This window comes from Algoriphagus sp. oki45 (assembly GCF_036245605.1).
In the GTDB taxonomy this organism is placed as follows: domain Bacteria; phylum Bacteroidota; class Bacteroidia; order Cytophagales; family Cyclobacteriaceae; genus Algoriphagus.
On record NZ_BTPC01000001.1, the window covers coordinates 1,774,350 to 1,797,220 of the forward strand.

The 22,871-nt window shown below is 45.4% G+C and carries 18 protein-coding genes; 10 read left to right on the forward strand and 8 right to left on the reverse strand.

Annotation, left to right across the window (positions count from 1 at the left end):
* Positions 1–17 precede the first annotated feature (17 nt).
* Complete coding sequence (locus AAA942_RS07740) at positions 18–2,150, reverse strand: glycoside hydrolase family 97 protein (RefSeq protein WP_338219663.1); 2,133 nt, start codon at positions 2,148–2,150, stop codon at positions 18–20.
* A gap of 102 nt (positions 2,151–2,252) precedes the next feature.
* Between AAA942_RS07740 and AAA942_RS07745 the strand changes: the two genes are divergently transcribed.
* Together AAA942_RS07745 and AAA942_RS07750 are read left to right on the forward strand one after the other, a co-directional pair.
* Positions 2,253–3,695 (forward strand): PhoPQ-activated pathogenicity-related family protein, encoded by a 1,443-nt coding sequence (locus tag AAA942_RS07745; RefSeq protein WP_338219664.1) that lies wholly within the window; start codon positions 2,253–2,255, stop codon positions 3,693–3,695.
* Complete coding sequence (locus tag AAA942_RS07750) at positions 3,692–4,876, forward strand: glucuronyl esterase domain-containing protein (protein WP_338219665.1); 1,185 nt, start codon at positions 3,692–3,694, stop codon at positions 4,874–4,876. Before AAA942_RS07745 ends, AAA942_RS07750 begins: the two co-directional genes overlap by 4 nt.
* A gap of 472 nt (positions 4,877–5,348) precedes the next feature.
* Here AAA942_RS07750 and AAA942_RS07755 read toward each other — a convergent pair whose 3' ends face one another.
* Positions 5,349–6,674 carry a polysaccharide deacetylase family protein gene (locus AAA942_RS07755; protein ID WP_338219666.1) on the reverse strand — a complete coding sequence of 442 codons (1,326 nt, stop codon included), beginning with the start codon at positions 6,672–6,674 and terminating at the stop codon, positions 5,349–5,351.
* Between the two features lie 288 nt (positions 6,675–6,962).
* Between AAA942_RS07755 and AAA942_RS07760 the strand changes: the two genes are divergently transcribed.
* From AAA942_RS07760 to AAA942_RS07795, 8 genes are all read left to right on the forward strand, one after another.
* Positions 6,963–7,310, forward strand: coding sequence for a single-stranded DNA-binding protein (locus tag AAA942_RS07760; RefSeq protein WP_338219667.1), 348 nt, complete (start codon positions 6,963–6,965; stop codon positions 7,308–7,310).
* 164 nt (positions 7,311–7,474) lie between these two features.
* Positions 7,475–8,470: a sialidase family protein gene (locus AAA942_RS07765; RefSeq protein ID WP_338219668.1), complete on the forward strand. Its 996-nt coding sequence runs from the start codon at positions 7,475–7,477 to the stop codon at positions 8,468–8,470.
* Positions 8,471–8,484: 14 nt separating this feature from the next.
* On the forward strand, positions 8,485–9,420 hold the full coding sequence (locus AAA942_RS07770; RefSeq protein ID WP_338219669.1) for a dihydrodipicolinate synthase family protein: 936 nt from the start codon (positions 8,485–8,487) through the stop codon (positions 9,418–9,420).
* A gap of 12 nt (positions 9,421–9,432) precedes the next feature.
* On the forward strand, positions 9,433–10,902 hold the full coding sequence (locus AAA942_RS07775; RefSeq protein ID WP_338220032.1) for a sodium:solute symporter: 1,470 nt from the start codon (positions 9,433–9,435) through the stop codon (positions 10,900–10,902).
* A 212-nt stretch (positions 10,903–11,114) separates the two neighbouring features.
* Positions 11,115–14,078 carry a DNA polymerase III subunit alpha gene (locus AAA942_RS07780; protein WP_338219670.1) on the forward strand — a complete coding sequence of 988 codons (2,964 nt, stop codon included), beginning with the start codon at positions 11,115–11,117 and terminating at the stop codon, positions 14,076–14,078.
* A gap of 227 nt (positions 14,079–14,305) precedes the next feature.
* Positions 14,306–14,767 carry an antitoxin Xre-like helix-turn-helix domain-containing protein gene (locus AAA942_RS07785; protein ID WP_338219671.1) on the forward strand — a complete coding sequence of 154 codons (462 nt, stop codon included), beginning with the start codon at positions 14,306–14,308 and terminating at the stop codon, positions 14,765–14,767.
* A 3-nt stretch (positions 14,768–14,770) separates the two neighbouring features.
* The gene (locus AAA942_RS07790) at positions 14,771–15,226 is read left to right on the forward strand and encodes an RES family NAD+ phosphorylase (RefSeq protein ID WP_338219672.1); all 456 of its coding nucleotides are present in this window, start codon (positions 14,771–14,773) and stop codon (positions 15,224–15,226) included.
* Positions 15,227–15,305: 79 nt separating this feature from the next.
* Positions 15,306–16,262 (forward strand): DUF1295 domain-containing protein, encoded by a 957-nt coding sequence (locus tag AAA942_RS07795; protein ID WP_338219673.1) that lies wholly within the window; start codon positions 15,306–15,308, stop codon positions 16,260–16,262.
* On the opposite strand, the gene AAA942_RS07800 is transcribed toward AAA942_RS07795, so the two are convergent.
* The 6 genes from AAA942_RS07800 to AAA942_RS07825 form a co-directional block, all read right to left on the reverse strand.
* Complete coding sequence (locus AAA942_RS07800; protein WP_338219674.1) at positions 16,222–16,533, reverse strand: hypothetical protein; 312 nt, start codon at positions 16,531–16,533, stop codon at positions 16,222–16,224. The genes AAA942_RS07795 and AAA942_RS07800 overlap by 41 nt on opposite strands.
* A 419-nt stretch (positions 16,534–16,952) precedes the next feature.
* A complete protein-coding gene (locus tag AAA942_RS07805; protein WP_338219675.1) occupies positions 16,953–17,999 on the reverse strand; it encodes a hypothetical protein in 1,047 nt (348 codons plus the stop codon).
* 96 nt (positions 18,000–18,095) lie between these two features.
* On the reverse strand, positions 18,096–18,506 hold the full coding sequence (locus AAA942_RS07810; protein ID WP_338219676.1) for a group III truncated hemoglobin: 411 nt from the start codon (positions 18,504–18,506) through the stop codon (positions 18,096–18,098).
* A complete protein-coding gene (locus AAA942_RS07815) occupies positions 18,503–19,744 on the reverse strand; it encodes an alkaline phosphatase family protein (protein ID WP_338219677.1) in 1,242 nt (413 codons plus the stop codon). The genes AAA942_RS07810 and AAA942_RS07815 overlap by 4 nt, the downstream gene beginning before the upstream one ends.
* A 90-nt stretch (positions 19,745–19,834) precedes the next feature.
* The gene (locus tag AAA942_RS07820; protein WP_338219678.1) at positions 19,835–22,198 is read right to left on the reverse strand and encodes a tetratricopeptide repeat protein; all 2,364 of its coding nucleotides are present in this window, start codon (positions 22,196–22,198) and stop codon (positions 19,835–19,837) included.
* 81 nt (positions 22,199–22,279) lie between these two features.
* Positions 22,280–22,792, reverse strand: coding sequence for a GNAT family N-acetyltransferase (locus tag AAA942_RS07825; RefSeq protein WP_338219679.1), 513 nt, complete (start codon positions 22,790–22,792; stop codon positions 22,280–22,282).
* Positions 22,793–22,871 lie beyond the last annotated feature (79 nt).

The window sequence follows — 22,871 nt, forward strand, 5'->3', positions numbered from 1 at the left end:
AAGCCGCTTTTTCATTTTTACAATTTCTTAAGCCCCTTCAATTCCTCCTTGCTTGCCTCGCGGATTCGGATGGCATAGCCTCCTCCCGGTGCGGAATACTCTTTCAACACCGATTTTGAGTTGATGGACACTTTTCTGATTTCATAGGCCTGAGGATTGGTTTTGAAGTGGGCATCAGCCTTATCTGCATAAATCTCCGCCAAATAGGTCTTTTCCGGATCCAAAAAGTCAAACTGGATTTCACCGATTCGTCCATCCAATCCATTGACATTCCCCACAAACCATTCTCCTGTGCCCTTTGCCTTTCTGGCGATAGTCAAATAATAACCCGGTTCGGCTTCCAAATACAGACTCTTTTCCCAATCCAAGGCCACATCCTTGATAAACTGGAAAGCATCCGGGAAGCGATCATAATTCTCAGGAAAGTCTGCCGCCATCTGTAGCGGGGAATACATGGTCACATAAAGCGCCAATTGATTGGCGAGGGTGCTATTGACATGGGAACCGTTGAATACGTCCATCTCAAAAACTCCCGGCGTGTAATCCATCGGTCCGCCGATCTGCCGGGTAAAGGGAAGAATAGTCACGTGATTGGCTTTGTTTCCTCCAAAGGCCTGATATTCCGTTCCTCTTGCCGATTCATTGGCGATGAGATTGGGCCAGGTTCTAGCCACCCCAGTCGGACGAACTGCCTCGTGGGCATTGACCATGATTTGGTATTCGGCCGCTTTTTCGATGGCGTATTGGTAGTGATTGACCAGCCACTGACTGTAGTGGTATTCTCCCCGGGGGAGCATATCTCCTACGTAGCCGCTTTTGACGGCCGGATAACCATAGTCTTTCATCAACTGGTAGGCCTCATCCATGTGCCGTTCGTAGTTGCGAGCCGAGGAAGAAGTCTCGTGGTGCATGATCATTTGCACGCCTTTTTCTTTGGCGTAAGCAGAAATCCCCTTCAGGTCAAAATCCGGATATGGAGTGACAAAATCGAACACGTAGTCTTTGGAATTGCCAAACCAATCCTCCCAGCCTACATTCCAGCCTTCGACCAATACCCCGTCAAAGCCATGCTTGGCGGCGAAGTCGATGTATTTTTTCACATTCTCAGTAGTCGCGCCATGGGTACCATTCGGTGTAGCTTTTGAGTAATCCGTCTCCACCAGTTTGATGGCTTTGTAGTCGTTGGTGTAGGACCAGGAGCTTTTTCCGGTGATCATTTCCCACCAAACCCCGACATATTTCATGGGTTTGATCCAGGAGGTATCTTCGATTTTTGAGGGTTCGTTGAGGTTGTAAGTAATCCGCGAAGCCAAAATATCCCCCGCCTTTTTGCCGACGATGATCGTTCTCCAGGGAGTGTGAGCCGGAGTATAGAGGTATCCTTTGTCTCCGATCGCATCCGGGGTGAGATGGGAAGTAAAAATCATCCGCTCGTCATCCAGCTCCAAGTGCATGGCCGGATAATCGATCAAAGCTGCCTCATGCAAGTTGATGTAAAGTCCATCTGCCGACTTCATCATCAGGGAAGTTTGTACCCCGGTATCGGAAAAAGGCGTCTGAGAAGCATTTGGCGTGATGGCCGTTTTCATCAGGCCACGGATTTCAGATAGCTTGGATTCGGTAAAGTCATATTCTTGCGTGTCGTAATCCCCAGGAACCCAAAAAGCAGTATGATCTCCAGTCATCGCAAACTGGGTCTTTTCCTCGGAAATCACGAAATACCCCATCTTTTCCTGCAAAGGAAACTCATAGCGAAGGCCCAAACCTTCGTCGAATGCCCGGAAACGAATGACCATTTTTCGGCCTGTGGCTGCTTGGATCAATTCCACCATCAGCTCATTGTAGTGGTTTCGGATTTGGCTTTCCTCACCCCACACCGGAGTCCAGGTTTCATCAAAAGTGCCAGTTTCGGTTTGGTTAATTTCGAATCCATTCAAAAGATCAATCTCATCCTCTTTCAAATCAAAGCCTAAGGAACTCGGCAAAACGACCGCTTTTCCTTCCAACTTCAATTCATACATCGGCTCACCTTTTGGTCCCAGGTGAAAGTTCATCTCCAAGGTTTTTCCGGGAGAAAAAAGGACTTGAGCTTGGATTAAATGAAGCCCAAAAAAGACCAAAAACAGGGTTAGGTGGATTCTTTTTAACATAATCAGCTACTTTTTTCAACTACAAATAAAGCTTTTATTCGGTCGAGTTGCTGTCCATTTTTTAATTCATTAGCTTTTAGCAAGTTAAAAATCCAAAAACCTATGCATTCCAAACTGTTGCGCTTTCGTCATTTGGCTTATTCTATTTTGGCGGTTTCTTCCCTCCTTTTTTCCTGTCAAAAACCAACAGAACAACTTGCCGAACCCGAAGTAAAGTCCATGACTTTGCTTAAAGACTACGTACAGGCTCCGGATTCGACCTTTCGCTATGAAATCGTCCACTCCGTGCCCGGGGAAAAGTATGATTACCATGTGCTAAAGATGTACTCACAGCATTGGCTGACCCCCGATATCGTGGACCAAACCGAATGGTGGCATTGGGTGTCTATGGTAATTCCCAAAGACACTCCCTACAGCACAGCCATGCTCTGGATCGGCGGGGGCAGCACCAACTCCAAAATGCCCGAGGAACCCAATGAGTTGATTTTAGCCGCTGCCACAAGTACCAATTCGGTGGTCGCCCAAATCCACAATGTCCCCTTTCAGCCGATCACGTTTGCCAATGACACCTTTGGAGAGCGCTACGAGGACGAGATCATTTCCTATGGATGGAGAAAATTTCTGGACGGCGGGGCCAAAGACGAAGATGCCATCTGGCTGGCCCGATTCCCCATGACCAAGGCTGCCAAGCTTGCCATGGATGCAGTCTCAGAGGTAGTTCAAAAGAATTACCAAAAGCCCATCGACTCCTTTATGGTCGGAGGAGCTTCCAAAAGAGGATGGACCACCTGGACCACCGCTGCTACAGACGATCGGGTGATTGCCATTGCTCCGGTGGTGATCGACTTGCTCAACTTGGTTCCTTCCTTTGAGCACCATTGGAGGAATTACGGTTTTTGGGCTCCTGCTGTGGGAGATTATGTCCGGGAAGGCGTGATGAACTGGGTGGGAACTCCGGAATTTGACCGGATGCTGGAAATCACCGAGCCGTATTCTTTCCGCAAAGACTATGACATGCCCAAGTTGCTGATCAATGCGGCTGGGGATGAGTTTTTTCAGCCGGACAGCTGGAAGTTTTATTGGGATAGCCTGCCGGGAGAAAAGCACATGATGTACGTTCCCAACTTTGGGCACGATGTGGGAGAATCGGACGCCTTGCCCAATCTGATTTCTTTTTACAATTCCATCCTGAAAAAAGCCCAAAGACCGAACTACTCCTGGAAAATCGAGGGAGACCAGATTAAAGTCACTTTTGATCCTGCCAATAAACCCGCTGCAATCAAACTCTGGTCGGCACTAAACCCTATGGCTAGGGATTTCCGGATCGATGTCTTTGGTCCCAATTGGACATCAGAGGACATTGCTGTTCCTGATTTGGGAGAATTGACTGTGAATATGACCACACCGGAATCAGGCTATCGGGGTTACTTCGTGGAATTGACTTATGGAGGCGAAAATCCGCTCAAAGTCACTTCCGGAATTGAGGTCTTACCGAGGACTTATCCTTTTGAGCCCTTTGTCTCACCCACAGCTTCCGGCAATTGATTATAAGAAGTGTTTGGATTTGGATTTTCACCCTGACCAGCCTGACTGCCATGGCCCAACAAGAACCGAATTACGAAGAAAGCAAAGTGCCTGCTTTGGTCCTTCCGGATATTTTTCTGAGCGAAAAAGGAAAATGGATCCGATCTCAAGAAGACTGGGAATCCATTCGCAGACCTGAGATTTTTCGCCTGTTTGAATCGGAAGTTTACGGGCAAATCCCAAAAGAATTTGATTCGATCGAGTTTGATTTGGCTCAAGAAACTCCCAATCCCTATCCCGAAATAGCAGAATTGGAGGAGGTCAATATCACCATAAGCAGGAACGGAAAATCCCATACCATGCGGGTCAATCTATTTATTCCCAAGTCAGGTAAAGGTCCATTTCCGGTAATTCTACTGATTAACTATCTTCCAAAATATCCCGATGGCAAGTTGGTAGATGAGTCTTTTTGGCCGGTAAAAGAACTGATCCAAAGAGGTTTTGCCACCGCTTCCTTCCATGCCGAGACAGTCGCTCCCGACAAAGCCGAGACTTACCAAAACGGCATTATTTCCACCCTATATCCCGAGCAAATCGGTAAGCCGGATGGACTCAAAGCCTTCGGTGCTTGGGGCTGGGCAGCGATGCGCGTTATGGATTATTTTGAGCAACACCCTCAAATTGACAGCAAAAAATCGGTTTTGGTGGGACACTCCCGAACCGGAAAAACCGCCCTTTGGACTTCCGCCAATGATCCCCGATGGGCCATCACCTATGCCAATGAGTCAGGTTGCGGAGGTGCGGCTATTTCCCGAAGGAAGTACGGGGAAACTGTCGAAGCCATCAATCGGCGTTTTCCCTATTGGTTTGCAGACAACTTCCGAAAATACAATGAGCGGGAAGAAGCTCTTCCTTTGGATCAGCACATGCTTCCCGGATTGATTGCTCCGAGGGCAGTTTACTATTCCAGTGCGAGAGAAGATCGCTGGGCGGATCCAAAAGGGGAATATCTGGGACTAAGTCTGGGCAGCCGGGTATTTTCGGAGATTTATGGGAAAAAGGCGGTTTTTGAACAGGAGTTTGAAGCCTTGAGCGGGCCTGTTCACCTTGAATCCGTCGGCTACCATATCCGGGAAGGCAAGCACGACCTGACTTGGGAGGATTGGAGGATCTTTTTGGAGTTTGTTGAAAAGATTTTATGATAGGAATGAGGCGTTCCGGACTCAAGAAATTCAGTTTCTTTTCTTAAAAATCAAAGAAGAAACAAAAAAGCTAATCAAGACCAAGCATGACCCTATTCCAATTCCATAACTCAGTCTCCAAAACCATTTCATAGCCGTTTGGCCTCCCTGAAACACTTCTTTTTCGGAAAATGAAAATGAAAGATTGCCGGCAAGCAGATAAGAAATTGGGACCCAAAGGATCCCGAGAAGGATCAAGAGCTTTAGGACCACTGATAAAATCATGTTGAATCGACTGGTGGGCTGTCTTAATTCTTTAGCGCCCCAATAAACCGAAAAGGGCAATGAGATCATTCCTATCCAGGTTATGAAAGTTCCTAAGGGAATTAGCCCTCCTTTATCCAGAGGATAAACAAGAAGAGGTGAACCTGTAATCAAAAGAAAAATTACGCAACATGTTAAAATCAGGAAAACAAAGAAATAGGTCTTTCTTTTATTCATTATCGGATAACTCAATTACTACTTTTTCATCGCTGGGAATTACATCATAAACTACAAAATCACCCTTTTCATCATTTCCCAAGACCAAATCCAGCTTGTTCTTCCCTTGAGTTCCTTGCACATTTTTCCAATCCGAAGGAATGTAGGTTTTAAGAGTCAAGGGAACCCGATAGACCTGTGGATCCAAAATTGAACTGAGACTGATCGAAATCCTCTCAGCATTGACTTCTGTAGTCACATGAGTGGCTTTCCTCTCTCTGATGTATTGGGTCACATCCCTGAAAGGTGCTATCCATACTTTTTCCTCTTTCTCTTTCAGATAGGAGAAGTATTCGACCAATTCCTGACGGGTTTTGGGTTCCCAACCCAGATTCTCCACACCATGATACACCAAAACCAGCCAAGTGTGGTCGTGATTCATGAGCGTGTCAACCCAACTTTTCATCTGGGCTACATCAGTACGGGTAAGCGGTCCTCTTTGCCATTGAACATACTCTTTTTCAGATTGTCCGGGAGTCATTTGGCTGCCCCGGTTGATTTCTTCCAGCCATTCTTCAGGCATGCGATTTCGGAGAGCTGGATATATTGTGTGAGCATATTCCATGACCCTTTCATTTTCTGTTCCGTAGGGCCCTTCCGCTGTGAATACTGACTCAGTACCTATGAATTTCAATAAATCCGCTTTGCTCTGCTCAAGTTCATAAAGCATATTGGCTTCATCCAAAACAGCAAGCCGGGGATGAGTTACCGTATGGGAAGCTATTTCATGACCTTGATCTGAGTAGGACTTGTATTGCGCCCAAGTGGTGGTGTCTTCCACATTGTTGTGAAAAATCACATCATCGGTATCCTGGATGGTTCCTTTCCGGATTTTCTCATAGCCTTCATCAATCAGGGCATAGGCTTGGTCCACCTTTCCTTGTTCAAATAGAGAGCCTACTCTGGCATGATAATCTTCTGCCTCACTTGTACCGGTAAATGCAATCAAGGATGCTCTTTCAAAAAAATTGCTGGAATCAGTTGGGACGTTTGCTGTCTCTCGGATGATTTCTGCAGGATTTCTCCCGATGAATTTTCCCTTGCCTGAACCTTCTACTTTTCCGGTAATGATGTAAAAAGTAGCCAAAAGATCAAGGCTGTCCAATATTGGCTTGGCAATCGTCAGTTGGTTGATAATTCCGTCATCAAAAGTGATGGAAACCGCCCCGGTTTTGTCTCCATACCACTTGGTGATTTCCGTTTTCCCGATTTGAGGATTGGGGGAAGTGCAGGAAACCCAGCAAAGAGCGGTGAGAATACAGGCGAGTAGCGTCTTCATGAAAGAGGGTGATTGGATGAAAAACCAATATCTGAAAAAGAAAAGGAGGGTAAAAACCACCAGTCAAGTTTTAGGAAAATCATGGAGATGAATGCTTAGACTTTTTTCCTGTTTTTAAAAAAATGCCCTGAGGACTTAAAAACGGAGATTATCCGACAACAAACGACTACAATCGAATACAACTGCTTAACTACCGACTAGTCCCTGGATCTCTCTCCAATTTTGACCCATCAGTTTTCCTCTGGCGAAAACGCAAAACAAATCTTTCACATCTAACTATTCAACATCATGAACGCGCTAAGAAACAAAGTTCAACTCATCGGTCGCTTGGGTGACAAAGTCGAAATCAAAACCTTGGAATCCGGAAAAATCGTAGGCCGGGTAAGCATCGCTACTCAAGAGGTCTATCGGAATACTCAGGGAGAAAAAATCACGGATACCACCTGGACCAATCTGGTGGTCTGGGGAAAGCAAGCTGAAACTTTGGAGAAATACACGGACAAAGGCTCAGAAGTAGCCATCGAAGGCAAACTCTCCAACCGTGCCTACACTGACAAAAACGGGAACAAAAAGTACATCTCCGAGGTGGTCATTTCGGACTTTCTTCTACTGGGAGGAAAAGAAAAGCAAGATTAAAAAGAGGATCAACCCATTGACCAAGCTAAACCGTGGACGCGAATAGTAATCCAAAATTCTAAATCTTCAAGAAAAGCTCAGGTCAGAGCCGGACAGTTTTCAAAAAATGTCCGGCTTTTTTGTTAGGTTCAATTCCATTTTGCTACCCAAACTAACCCAAGCCTATGTACTCCCTGATTTCATTTTTCGGACTTTTGAGTCTGCTGGTTTTCGAAGAAAAACCAAAACCTGAAATTCTTGCTTCTGGATTTATTTACGAAACAGCCCCTTTTCCTTCCTGCCATGCTTCAACCTTGTTGGAAACTCCTGATGGGATTTTGGCCGCTTGGTTTGGAGGCACCTATGAGCGGCATCCGGATGTAAATATTTACACCTCCATGCGGAAAAATGGTTCTTGGTCCACTCCACAGGAAGCGGCAGACGGAATTGAAAACAAAGACTTCCGAAATCCAACTTGGAACCCCGTCTTGCACCAAAAAACCAATGGGGAAATTGTCCTTTTCTACAAAGAAGGCCCCAATCCTAGGGAATGGTGGGGACTCTATAAAACCTCCGCGGATGGGGGAAAAACCTGGTCCAAAGCCATCCAAACCCCTTCCGGCTACCTCGGCCCGGTGAAAAACAAATCTGTTGTTCTATCAGACGGCACCTTGTTGCATCCTTCAAGCTTTGAAACCAACGAAATCTGGACTACCCACATGGAATTCACCGATGCAGATCTGAAAAACTGGAAGAAAGTGGAAGTACCTGGCCCATTTCAGGCGATCCAACCCACGATTCTTTTTCATGGAGGGGAAAAACTTCAGGTCCTGACCCGAACCCAAGAAGGAGTCATCGCCACGGCCTTTTCAGAGGATAATGGAAAAAGCTGGACAGCATTAAGCTCCAGCGGCTTGGTTCATAACGGCTCCGGGATCGACGCGGTGACCTTGAAAAACGGATACCATCTGTTGGTTTGTAACCCAATTCCCAAAGGAAGAAATAAATTGAGTCTCTTGGGCTCGACTGATGGCCAAAATTGGGAAGAGCTTTTGGTGCTGGAAGATGAACCCAGCGGAGAATTTTCCTACCCTGCTATCATTCAAGCCAGTGATGGTACAGTGCATATTTCCTACACTTATCAGCGGGAAAAGATCAAGTACGTTCATCTCAACCTTTAATCATTTTTTAGACTATGGAATCCAGCCACACACTTTTCGGGATCATTCCTCCCATGATTACTCCACTCAATCCAGATCTGTCTCTGGATGTGAAACACACGGAAATCCTTGTGGAGCATTTGGTTGAAGGTGGAAATCATGGCTTGTTCATTTTGGGGACAACGGGAGAATTCGCCGGAATAAGCCAGGATGTAAAGAGTGACCTGATCCGCCTGACCTGTAGGAAAGTAGGGGCAAAAATCCCGGTTTTGGTAGGTATTACCGGGTGCTCCTTGGTGGAAAGTTTGGATTTGGCCAGCATTGCCAAAGATTCAGGAGCTGCGGCCCTAGTGGCAGCGCCACCTTTCTACATGAATATCGGGCAGGAAGAACTTCAAGCCTACTACCTGCAATTGGCAGACTCGGTGAATCTTCCCCTGATGCTGTACAATATGCCTTCCCACACCAAAATCAGCATTGCCATTGAAACAGTGGGAGTGCTGGCTTCTCATCCCAATATCATCGGAATCAAGGACAGCAGTGGGGATTTGGGCAATTTTCAGGAACTGTGCAAAAAATTTGAGGATATGCCTGAGTTTCGAATTTTTGTAGGCCCGGAGGAAATTCTTTCTTCCACCCTGAAAATGGGCGGACACGGAGGAGTCACCGGAGGCGCCAATCTTTTTCCCAAACTGTATGTCCAAGCTTTTGAAGCCTTTCAGCAGGGAGACGAATCACGCTTGGGCCAACTCCAAGAAACCATCCTTTTTCTCAGCGAAAAACTCTATCAAAATGCCAGCTATAAATCCAGCTATTTGAAAGGACTAAAAGCCGCCATGAGTTTCGAAGGCCTATGCAAGGGGATTTTGGCACCTCCCCTGACTGCCTATTCTGAAGAGGAAAAGGCTTTGCTCAAAGAAAATTTTCTCGAGGTCAAAAACCGGGTAAGTCGAGTTTTAAACCCATCTTAAGTCTCGAAACAAATCCTTATGCCTGTTTTTGACCTTTTGGTTTTTTTCGTTTACCTCCTCGCCATCGTAGGTTTTGGGGTTTCTTTTTCCTTCAAAAAAAGATCTTCTTTAGATTTTACCACCGGAGGTGGAAGGCTCCCTGCTTGGGCAATCGGCATGTCGATTTTCGCCACCTTTGTCAGCAGCATCAGCTTTCTAGCCTTGCCTGGAAATGCCTATTCCGGCAATTGGAATGGATTTGTATTTAGCCTTTCGATTCCTTTGGCAGCTTGGATTGCCGTCCGGTATTTTGTTCCCCTTTACCGAAAACTGGGAAGCGAATCCGCCTATTTCTACCTTGAAGATCGCTTTGGCCCTTGGGCCAGAATCTATGCCTCAGCCTGCTACCTTCTCACCCAGCTCGCCCGAATGGGAGCCATCCTGTATCTTTTGGCTTTGGCTGCGCAGGCATTGTTGGGATGGAGTATCCCGACGATTATTCTGATTACGGGAATCAGTGTGATTGTCTATTCCATGTTTGGAGGAATCGAGGCGGTCGTCTGGACAGACGCTGTGCAGGGAATTGTGCTGATTGGAGGTGCTTTGGCATGTCTAGGGGTGATCTTTTGGGAAATTCCCGGAGGAAGTTCGGAAGTGTTTCGTATAGCCGAGGAATCGGAAAAGTTCAGTTTGGGGAGTTTTGAACTGGATTTCACCACCTCTACCTTCTGGATGATTTTGGTGTATGGACTATTTATCAACCTGCAAAATTTCGGAATTGATCAGAGTTATGTGCAGCGCTATCTCACAGCCAAAACCGAGCAGGAAGCCAAGAAGTCCACTTGGCTGGGAAGTTTGCTCTATGTGCCGGTTTCCTTTGTTTTCTTCCTGATTGGTACGGCCCTTTTTGCATTCTATCAAGCGCAACCGGAACTTTTGCCCAAAGGAATAGCCGGAGACAAGGTTTTCCCACACTTTATCGTAAACCAACTGCCTGTAGGAATCACTGGGCTGTTGATTGCCTCCATTTTTGCAGCGGGGATGAGTACAATCTCGACCAGTGTGAACAGTTCTGCCACGGTGATTTTGTCTGATCATTTCAAAAAGTACATCCATCCCAAGCCTTCAGAAAAGACTTCTCTTTTGGTCTTGAGGCTTGCTTCCTTGGGGATGGGAGTACTCAGCATTTTGGTGGGTTTTGCGTTCAATGGCGTGGAGAGTGCCTTGGATGCCTGGTGGGCTTTGGCTTCTATCTTTAGCGGAGGGATTCTAGGACTTTTTCTCTTGGGTCTTTTGTCCAAAGCTCAAAAACCACAAGCCTTGATTGCTGTGATTTTAGGCGTTTTGGTGATTGCCTGGATGAGTCTTTCTGCGGTTTGGGTGAAAAACGGCTTTCCCGAAACCATCGCCAATCCGCTTCACACGAATATGACCATCGTGGTGGGTACCCTGACGATTTTTTTGGTAGGCTTCGGCTTGGGAATGCTCCGCACCAAAAACTAATCCTACGACATTTTTCTCCAAAATTCTCCTTGTTCTTGATCTGAGGAGTTACTTTTTGTTTACATTATAAACAAATAAATGTTAAAATAATTAACATTTAAATACTCCTCTGGATTTGTAATCCGAGGTTCTATCCTACGATTTGTCATTCCTAATGCGCAAACCTTCAGGTCTCAAAAGCCTCAAAGGTTTTACCCAATCATAATTCAAACATGTTTATCAACTGCCATTCTCACTTCAGCTTCAAATACGGGACGATGTCTGTGGAAGCGCTGATCGCTGAGGCGAAGGGCAAACGACTCGACACCCTCGCCCTGACAGACATCAACTGCACCGCCGGGGTTTTCCCCTTCATCCGGGAAGCCCAAAAATCCGGCATCCACCCTGTCATCGGCATCGACTTCCGCAATGGTGTCCAGCAGCAATACATCGGCTTGGCTCGGAATCAGGAGGGTTTTTTCGAGCTAAACAAGCACCTCTCCGAACACTTGGTCCACAAGCGGGAATTCAAAGCACGGGCTCCCAAGTTTGAAAACAGCTTTGTGATCTATCCTTTTTCGGAAAAGACTTTTCCCCTGCGGGAAAATGAATACATCGGCATACATCCTGCCCAACTCAACAAGCTGCTGACCTCGCCGTGGTTTCGCAGAAAGGAAAAACTCGTGCTGCTCCAACCGGCTACCTTCAGCTCCAAGCTGGAATTCAACGCCCACCGCCTTTTGCGCAGCATGGATCTGAATACCTTGCTGAGTAAGCTCCCCCTGGAAGAGCAGGCGGATCAAACCGACCGGCTTTACTCCTACGCCGATCTGATTGCCCGCTGCGAAAATCACAGCTATCTGCTCGTCAATGCCCAAAAGCTCCTGGAGCAATGCCAGTTTTCCTTCTATTTCCAAGCCGTGAAAAACCGACGGGATATTCTGGGTTCGGACTGGGAAGATTTTGATTTTCTCCGACAGGAAACTTACAAAGGTGCTCTGCATCGCTATCCGGATTTTTCTCCAGAAATTTCCAAACGCATCGACAAGGAGCTCGAGCTCATCCAGCAAAAGGGCTTTGTCTCCTACTTCCTGATCAACTACGACATCATCACCTTTGCGCAGCAGCGCAACTTCTACCACGTCGGTCGGGGATCGGGTGCCAACAGTATTGTGGCCTATTGTCTGGGCATCACGGACGTGGATCCGATCGAGTTGGACTTGTATTTTGAGCGCTTTATCAATCTCTATCGGGAAAATCCCCCTGACTTCGATATTGACTTTAGCTGGACCGACCGGGATGAGGTGACGGATTATATTTTCCGCAAATACAATGGAAAGAAAGAAGAGTATGTAGCCCTTTTGGGTTCGTACAGCACTTTTCAGTACAACTCCATGCTCAGGGAACTCGGAAAGGTCTTTGGTCTGCCCAAAACCGACATCGAGTCACTGATCCACCATGCCGATAAGGAAGGCTATGAACCCGATCAGTTTGGCAAGCTGATTATCAAGTACTCACAGGTGCTGCACGACATGCCTTCCCACCTGACGATTCATGCCTGTGGGATTCTGATTTCCCACAAACCCATTCACTACTACACGGCTACAGACATGCCTCCGAAAGGCTTTCCGCTTGCGCACATCGACATGCACATTGCCGAGGACATCGGATTGCACAAGTTTGACATCCTAAGTCAGCGGGGACTCGGTCACATCAAATCTTCTTTGGAAATCATCTACCAAAACCAAGGGGTAAAAGTAGATATCCGGGAAGTAGAAAAATTCAAAAAGGATCCCAAAATCAAAGAGCATTTGCGCACCGGGCACACCATCGGTGCCTTCTATGTGGAGTCGCCGGCCATGCGGATGCTTTTGGCAAAGATGAAAGCCGACACTTATCTGGAGCTCGTCGCAGCCAGCTCCATCATCCGTCCGGGAGTGGCCCGATCCGGAATGATGCGGGAATACATCCTGCGACACATCAGCGAAGAGCGGAGAAAGCAAGCGCATCCGGTCATGTGGGACATCATGCCAGAGACCTACGGGATCATGGTCTATCAGGAGGATGTGATCAAGGTCGCCCACTATTTTGCAGGGCTGAGCTTGGCCGAGGCCGATGTACTGAGACGAGGCATGAGCGGAAAGTCGAGGTCCAAGGATGAATTCCAGCGGGTAAAGGATAAGTTCTTTGAAAACTGTAAAAAGCTGGGACGGGAGGATCAAGTCGCCAAAGAAGTCTGGCATCAGATCGAGAGCTTCGCAGGCTATTCCTTTGCCAAGGGACATTCGGCTTCCTTTGCGGTGGAGAGCTATCAGAGCCTCTACCTGAAGGCCTACTTCCCACTGGAATTTATGGTCGGAGTGATCAATAATTTCGGGGGTTTTTATCATACCGAGTTCTATGTCCACGAACTCCGGATGAACGGAGCCGACATCCAGGCTCCTCATCTGAACGAGAGTGAATACCTGACCCGAATCGCTGGAAAGACCGTTTTCCTGGGCTTTATCCATATGAAATATCTGGAGAAAGCCACGGTGGAAAAGCTGCTTTCCGAGCGGAGAGTAAATGGACCTTTTCTGGGTTTGGCGGACTTTGTGTCCCGGGTGGAAATCGGCCTGGAGCAGCTGCTGATTCTGATCCGGATGACTTGCTTCCGGTTTACAGGAAAGACCAAACAGGAACTCCTCTGGGAGGCACATTTTCTCCAAAACAAGCGTACCACCCTAGCCCATACCAATGAGCTATTCCGAACCGGAGAGATCAGCTTTGGCAAAAAACCGCCAGAAGTGCCTGATCTGGACGAGACCGATATCCGGCAGGAGATTTTGGATCAGATCGATATTCTGGAATTCCCTCTCGACTCCCCTTTTCACCTGGTCAAAGACCAAACTATCCAAGGCATCAAAGCCCGGGAAATGACCCAGTATTTAGGAAAAAATGTAATGATATTAGGCTACCTCGTCACGGTCAAATATACCCGAACAGTCAAAGGAGATGTAATGAACTTCGGTACCTTTTTAGATCGGGATGGAGACTGGATCGACACGGTACACTTCCCTCCCGTGGTCAAAAAGTATCCTTTCAAAGGCCGGGCAATCTATAGGATCGAGGGGAAAGTAGTGGAAGAGTTCGGCTTCTACTCCATCGAAGTGGATAAATTGGAGCGGATGGCATATTGGAATGCCGGAGAAGACTGAGCGTCAAGAAAGGCTCCAGTGAGCTTTTTGGATAAGGGCAAGATTGAAGGGAGGAGTTTTTTTAATCTCGAAATCAGGAAGACGCTATGTGGTGTGATAAAAAGTAATCCAAGGTCATAGGAAAATCTCTGTTTGTACTAATCCACTTAGATAAATAAAAGGTTGAGAAGAAGAATCAATTTCGGACAAATTACGTTATCTTAATGGACAAATTACCGATAAATACCATGGCAAAGAAACTATCTAAAGTAAGCGAGCCGGCGGTAGCCCTTTACCAAAAAGCAAAAATGAGCGTAGGAGACATTCTAAGAATAGATTTAGCTGACTTGAACGAGCCGCTCTCCCGATTGGACACATTTCGAAGTGGCCTGGGTAAGAGTGCCTTTGAAAGCTTCAAAGCACTTTCAGGACTAGACTATGAGACCTTGGCAGACGCTTTGGGAGTCTCTGCCAAGACCCTGCAGCGCAAGGAAGTATTTGACACAGGTCAGTCCGAAAAGCTCTATCAGCTGGCTGAGCTGTATGCTATTGGGATCAATTATTTCGGAAGGGAGGGATTCTGTCGCTGGATGGAGCGACCACTTTTTACCCTCGGTAATCGCATTCCCCTGGATCTAATCGACGTATCCGAAGGGATATCACTTCTCAAGACAGAGATCCTAAGACTTCAGCACGGAATTGCAGTCTGAGTAATGAAGGCCTATCGAATCGCACTGACTCCATTTTGTGATGCAAGTGGAGAAGGAGCCAAACTGTACGGAGGAAGATGGAATCTCCAAGGAACACCAGCGATTTATACAGGAGCAAGCATCTCTGCCTGTTTACTGGAAAGGCTTACCATAGACTCTGAAATCCTATCCTCAGAGCGGTATTTGCTCTATTCTGTCATGGAATTTGAAATTCCCGACCATCTTATTTTTTATCCAGGTGAAACTGAACTGCCCAGAGAATGGAATAAGATCCCTGCAGCCAAACCTTCAATGGAGTACGGCACAAATCTACTCAACTCTGGAATCACCTGTTTTGGAGTGCCTTCGGTAGTCGACCCTAGCTCCTTAAACTTTGTAATCAATCCTAATCCGAAGGATTTTCACTTGATACAATCAAAAACCTATCCTTTGACACTTGACAAAAGAATTCTGCGGTAAGCCTTGAGAAGACTCTCTCTTCTCCTATTATTTGGTTTTTTTAGGTTTTGACTTATTTTCATCAAAAATCCACACCTGCATGAAAATCCTCCAAACCGCCATTATTCTGATTTTCACCCTACTGGTTGTTCCTGTTTTCACCTATTTCTTCGGAATCCCACTGGGAGAGAAAGAGTGGGAAGTCCTAAAAGTGCTGATGTATATCTGTGGGTGCTCCATTACTTATTGCTTTTTGGTTGGGGAACTGACCAACAACAACAGCCAAGTAGACAAATACTGGAGTATCCTGCCGATAATCTATGCTTGGGTGATGGCCTACTATGGGGATTTCAGCCCCAGAATGATTTTGATGGCCTCTTTGGTCACTGCCTGGGGAGTCAGACTTACCTACAATTTTGCCCGAAAAGGAGCTTATCGATGGAAGTTTTGGGAAGGTGAGGAAGACTACCGGTGGGAAATTTTGAGGAAAAAACCGGAATTCCAGCCCCGTTGGAAATGGACTCTTTTCAACTTGTTCTTCATTTCTGGCTACCAGAATATACTCATCCTTCTCTTTACTCTCCCTATGCTGGTTACTTTGCAATTTGATGGGGCAGCTCTCGGTATTTGGGATTTGATCGTGGCTTCTGGAGTACTCTTTTTTCTAGTCCTTGAAACTATCGCAGATGAACAGCACTGGAACTATCAAAGTGAAAAATGGAGATTAATCCGGGAAGAAAAGCTGCTTCATGGAGACTTTGCTAAGGGCTTTTTAGACAAAGGTCTTTGGGCAATTTCCCGTCATCCCAATTACCTTGGAGAGCAGGGAATCTGGGTCTGCTTTTACTTCTTTTCAGTAGCAGTTTCCGGTCTTTGGATCAACTGGTCCATTGTGGGAGCGATGTTGTTATTGATCCTGTTTCAAGGGAGCTCCAACTTCAGCGAAGAAATAAGTGCCTCCAAGTATCCGGAATACAAAAACTACCAAAAGAGAGTGCCTCGGTTTATTCCAAAAGTTAGGCCTGAAGGCGTTGGAAAACCTGCCCCCTCCTCCTGAGATGGGTTAGACTTGGTCGGGCAGGGATCTTTGAGAGCTTATTTTCAAAGGACCTTATGATGTCCAAAGGGGATTGGATTTGATAATTATCTTCCTCGTCCAAGATCACTCCTAATCGGGTCTCCAACTCAAACAAAATACCTTCTACATAAAATCGATCAACAGCAATCTCGGAATAAAACTTTCTCCTCTTTTGACTTCCAATAGTAGGAATACCGAATTCCTGAAATACGGAAAGAATGATTTTTGAGAGATTCATCTTGGTTTTCATAGTAGTAAGTGTTGGGGATATGTGTTTATATTTTTTAAAAATCACCTAGAAAATCAGACACTTTTTTCATCGATTATTCACCATACTCACTTTTTGTCTTTAGAAATACGACTGAAACAATTGATTTGGATTGAAGCAGGGAAAGGAAAAAATAAGAGGTAAAAGTTTAAAGATTGGTTCAGATTCAAATTGAAAAAGGATAAATAAAAATTGCTATAATCACCTTTCCTTTGCCCACTTTAAATTGGCCAATTCCCAAAGAAAGACGGATCAGAAAAAGCCAAAAACGAATTTGATTTTTGCATTTTTTGCAAATTCAATCTCATTAGGAAAAAAAAGAGTGAGCCAAAGATTTCCAATGGGCATCCCAAATTGGCCTAGGAATTAAGCATTTATGACCTCAATAAACAGCCCTTTTCCTAAAAAGAGTAGCTCCCATCCAAATTCCTACAAGAGCTGACTATTCTATCCTTGAAAAGTTTGTCCGATTTCAGCATCCCAAAAAACTCGGACACGAAAGATTTCATCGCTTTCAAATCTGCGGAAGTATACAGGTCTTGATATTGGTCAATCAAGCCCATCAACTCGGACTCTCTGTCCAGGAAATGCTGCCTTACATATTGAAACAAAGATTCATCCCTGCAAAATCCCCTGTAAAGCCTTTCTGTCACTTTGCTAATGGGTACCGCTGAATTAACCTGTGCATAGGGAGGATTGACCAAACCGCACATATCAAAATCATAGGCAAGTGGATAAATCGTCTTTTGACCTACGATCATTACTTTTTGATTATGCTGATACAGTCCTGACCAATCTGTATTGCCGATCATCATCTGAAAAAAATCGTGGATGACTGTAGCTGTATCCTCCATGATATTCGGCGGGATTTTTTTATCGGAAATCTCAGCATCAAAGCGCTGGGCAACATCGTCGTCATCCTCAATCACAAAGCCCAATAGTTCTTCCTGCTCCCCTTTTTTATCGTCGAGGTTGGTAAATTTCATTTTGACCAATCGAGTTCTGAAATAATAATCAGTGACCAATTCATACATCTTGTAAGCCAAGTATTCCTTTCCTACATAGTTGCCGGAATTTTTACCTTTTGAACAGGGCAAAACGAGTTTCAACTTTCTAGTTCCCTGAAAAATTGAACCTTTGGCATCATCTTTTGCCATTCGGATGCGGGTGGGAGGATAGTAGCAGTTTTCCAGGCGGAAATTTCCCCGGGTTCTGATCTCAAATGGATAATTTTCAAATGTGCCATTTTCGTATACGGCGATATCTTGAGTTATAAAAGTGGAATCATTGGTTTCTGATCTCAGCCTTTTGATGGAAGTAGACATCTCCAGTTCTAAGGCTTCTTCAGTGTCAAAAAGCCGCTTTTCCTCTTGTGCAAAAACAGGATTGAAAGAAAAAGAAAAAAGGAAAATTGAGAATAAAGTCTGGAAAGCTCGGTGTATTTGCATGGGTTGATAAAGTTCGATCACCTTTAAAAGTTAGGAATTTTATCCCTTTTTTCCACCATGAATGAAATCTGAAAGGCCTTCCCTGCGAAGGAAATCTTAATTCTTAGAAGAAGCAGCCAACCTTGCCTCCCAAATCCTCATAAAAAGCATATGAGCCATCCTTCGGGCGTGTTCTTTGGCATAGTCTGCATTTTCCCCTTCGAAATATCGATCAACGGTAGCAAACCACAACTCAAGCCAATTTCCAAAGTGGACTTGGTCAATCTTGTGATTTACTTCCGCATCCACTTCCCGATGTACTTTTGTTGGATTGAATTTACCACGGCCAGGCCCAGTCTGAAGCAGAATCATTTCCCAGAAATCTGACAGATGAATCAAATGGTGATCCCAATCCTCGACGATTTGATTGAAAATCGGTCCTAACAGTTCATGCTCACGAACTTTATCGTAAAACCTTCTTACCAAAAAATCAACTTCCTTTCGGGATTGGATAGGGATTCTGTTCATTTCAGGATAGGTTGTAGCACTTCTAATTTCCCGTCGATATCTACCGGAATCGGCAGGCCTAAAATTTCGCAAATCAGGGGATACACATGAATATTATCAAAGGAATCAATGGTCAATCCCGATTTGATCTGAGGTCCCTTGGCATAGAAGATTGCATGCATTTCTTTTGCTTTAGGGTCAAAACCGTGCTCCCCTCGTGCAGTAGAACCATCCATCCGCATCCTTCTCGCGACCACACTGAGATAACCTTGATCATTGGCAAGGTAATAGCCCAAGTCGGCCAAAATGATCAAATCCCCTATGCGATCGGCATGAGTAGATAAGTCGCCATAGTACTCCAAATCAGCCGGATCGACGATTTTGAATTGGCCTTTTTTTGTCAAAAGCTGTTGTTTGACGGCTACTTTTTCTCCTGGATTTTGAAGGTACACATGCGCCAAAGCCCCGCTATTGACGATTCGGGCTTCGATTCCTTCCACCAGCTTATCCAGCAAAATTCGATTTTCCAAAGTCACATCAACCATTCCATGATCTGACACAATGATGATATTAACCTCTTGATCCAAGCTTTTTACCCCTTCAAAAAGCGCCCCGAGTTCGGCATCCAGCTTATTCAATCGGGCTCCAATTTGCTCTTCGTTACTTGGTCCATACCGATGCCCGATATCATCCATATCGGAAAAATACATGGTAATCATCCTCGGCCGAATAGAATCCGGCATCTGAAGCCATTCAAAGGCTTTGGAAATACGGGTCAGATTATTCACCCGCCCGTCGTAATCGTAATAGTAACTAGGCCTGACTCCTTGGATAGCTGCCTCTGAACCTACAAAGAAGTAGCTTGCGGCTTTGATCCCGTTTTGCTCCGCAAGCACCCAAAGCGGAGTGCCTCCATACCAAGATCCATCCGTCACTAATTCCCTCTTGCCGATTGCGTAGACCTCATCTTTTTCCGGATCGTAAAAGGTGTTGTCCACGATTCCGTGCCGCTCTGGACGCATGCCGGTGGCGATGGTGTAGTGGTTCGGGAAAGTTTTGGAGGGAAAGGAAGAGATCATGGATTGGGCCTGAGTCCCTTCCGAGATAAATCTGGAGATATTCTCCGGCTTGAATCGCTCCACATAATCGTATCTAAATCCGTCCAGAGAAATGAGAATTACTGTGGGTTCTTTTTTCTGAGACCAGGAAAGGGAAACCATTCCCATAAAAGCCATGCAAAAAAGAGCTAACTTTTTCATTGATATTTTTTTCGAAATTATTTCAAACACGCGATTCCCAAAATTCTTTTTTGAATTAGCAATAACCCAAAAACCTTCATCCAGGAGAAATTATTGAAGGAGCCCCTGATAATAGGCTGCCCGCTCGGCATTGCCCAAGGAGGTATTGAGCAAATACAAGTTGCGGATGACTGCCTGATTAGATCCATATTTCAAAGCATCTTCCAACACTACCAAGGCTTCTCTCTCCTTCCTTTGGACCAGCAAGGCTGTACCCAAATTCATTCGGGCTACAAATGGATCTTCTGGGTTGGAGTTTACTGCAGCGCGGAAGTACCGTTCCGCTTCGGCATACCTTTTTTCCTTGAAAAATGCGATTATTCCCAAATTGGTAAGCACTACATGGTTATTTGGATCTACTTGATAGGCCTTTAAAAATTCCTTTTTTGCCTCCACGGTATCCCGGGTTTCGATCAGGGCTTTACCAAAAGCGGCATAGTAGGATGGATATTTTTCCGATCCTCCGAAGGTCTCAAAATCCCCGGCAATCTTCCGGTAGTTTTGAATGGCGGAGGGATAATCCTGTCGCTGAAAAGCATCATTGCCAGCCTTTAATGCAAAGAGGAACGCCGTTTCTTTCACATTAATAGTCGAATCCTGCATCAATTCTCCGGCTTTTTCCACCATGCCCAAATCCGTGTATAGATAGGCAAGCAATCGGTTAATTTCAGGATCAGCTTTTTGAGCTTTGGCTTTCTCCAAGGCGGCTATAGCCTCGGCCTTTTGGCCCAATTGCATGTAAGTATTCCCGAGATTTTTGTAGGTGGCATACAAGTCGGGCCTTTCTGCCTCCAGAGCCTTGAGGTAAAGTTCTTTCGCTTTTTCATAGTTTCCTTTACCGTATTCAAAAAAAGCCAGCTTAAACCATCCGTAGTGGATTTTGGGTGCCTTGGTAATACTGGTTTGAAGCACCTCCTCCGCCCGGGTAGAATCTCCATATCCAAGAAGAGCCTCGGCCAAGGTGGCATAGTATTGCGGCACTGGATTGATCGGACCCAAAATCTCAAAACCTCGGTCATAGTGACCTATCGCTTTTTCAAAATACGGTTTGGCGGAATCGGGACTGGTCTTTTCGATCTCTTTTCCTTTCAACCGGAGCTCCTCTGCATACATAATGTGCGTTCTCCAGCTTTTTGGAGCATCCTCTACACCGGAGGCCGAGAGAGTCATGTTGTTTTCCCACACTTGAGACCGATCGATGGTTTTCCAGGAAAAGGCCAGACAAACCGGCACTAATACGGTTAAGGCAAGTGTAAAATCCTTTGCTTGCCATTTCTTTTTCCCCAGTTCGTACAATCCATACACTACCAAAAAGGAAAAGGCCAGAGATGGAGTAAACATAAAACGCTCTCCTAAATTGGATCCGATGATCAAAGAGGGAATCAAATTGGCGAAAATTGAAAAAGAGGTGAAGTAAAAGAGTATACCAAAGCTATACAGACTCCTCTCCTTGAACCCTGTATAGGCCACATAGCCCAAGCCTACAAAAACAGCCATACTCAACCATACCAAAGGATTTGCAAAAGTCTGGACCTCTATCTGACTGAACGAATAGTCCCAAGAAAGAGGATGAGGGAAAAACAAAAGTTTAATGTACTGAAGGTAGATATAAAAATTGGTGGATATCCAGTCCAAACCGCTCGCTGAGTACATCACTGAATTGACAATGCTGCCATATACACTTTCAGAGGCGGAATCCAGATATACCGCCCGAATTCCCATATACACTGCCAAAGGGATCAGAAAAGGCAAAACTACCCGAAAGGATTGATTCAGATTATTCTTTAAGAAAAACCAGGAAATCAATCCCACCAATGCAACAAGGGGAATACTTTCCTCCTTGGATAGGAGAGAAAGGAAAAACAGCCCTAAAATCAAAATCCATTTTCCGATAGCCGGTTTCCCTGAGTTTTTTACCCAAATCAGGATCGAAGAAAAGGCAAATACACCCGATAGCAAGGTGTCGCGGCTTTTGACAGAGGCTACCACCTCCGTATGAATGGGGTGAGCGGCATAAACCAACAAAATCAAAAGGGGGACCCAGTTAGGCAGATTTCTCTTTTGGGCCAAATCACTCAATAAAAATCCTATCAAGAGCAGCAGAATGAAGTACAGAAGGATATTGAAGATGTGTCCATTCTGTGCATCAAACTCTCCAAAAATCTGGTGCTCTATGGCAAATGTAAGCAGGGTCAGAGGTCGATAAATACTGGTATTGGAAGGGTTGATTTGAATGAAGTTCATGGATCCGTACTGGAACAATTCCGTCCAGTTTTCCAATCCTTTGATCGTGACCCGGTTGAAATAGGCATAAATACCATCATCCCCGGAATAGCCGAATGTAGCCGTCTGGAAGTACAATAAAGCTCCAAAAATGGAAATCAAAAGGATCCAAACCGAAGTATTAACTTTCATAGATTTTCCGAAAAGCCCCAGAAAAATAGAGAATCCATTTCAAAATTGACCAAATATTTGACGAAATGGCTTGATAAATACCTACCAATCTATCCTCATGAGGTAATCCGTCTGAATCTCATCTCCAAAAGGAAAAGGATGGCTTCCGAAGATTCGGAGGCCATTTTTTTCGTAAAACCGGATCGCTCGGGGATTATGCTCCCACACGCCTAGCCAGAGGTATTTTTTCCGGTTTTGCTTCGCAAAGTCAATGGCCGTATCAAGTAGCCTTTTCCCCAATCCACTTCCCAAGTGCTCTTCCAGCACATACAACCGGGCAATTTCCAGACTTTCTGGATCATGAATATCCGCCTGTGCAGGTACCTGATTGACTTTGGTGTACCCGATGATTTCCCCCTTGTATTCAGCCACAAAAAAGGTAGAAGCAGGGTTGGCCAGCTCCTTTTCAAATTGATTTAACGTAAAAGCTTCAGCAAGATAGGCTTCTACATTTTCAGGCTTATTTCCGGCGGTAAATGCCTGCAAAAAGGCCGTTCGGGCCATGTGGAGCAAGTCAGCTAGATCTGAAGGAATTGCTTTTCGGATGGAAATCATGGTGGCAAGCAGCAAATTTTTTGAAAAAAATAATATACATCAGTTTCTTATGTATATAAGGTTTTGATATATTCGAATC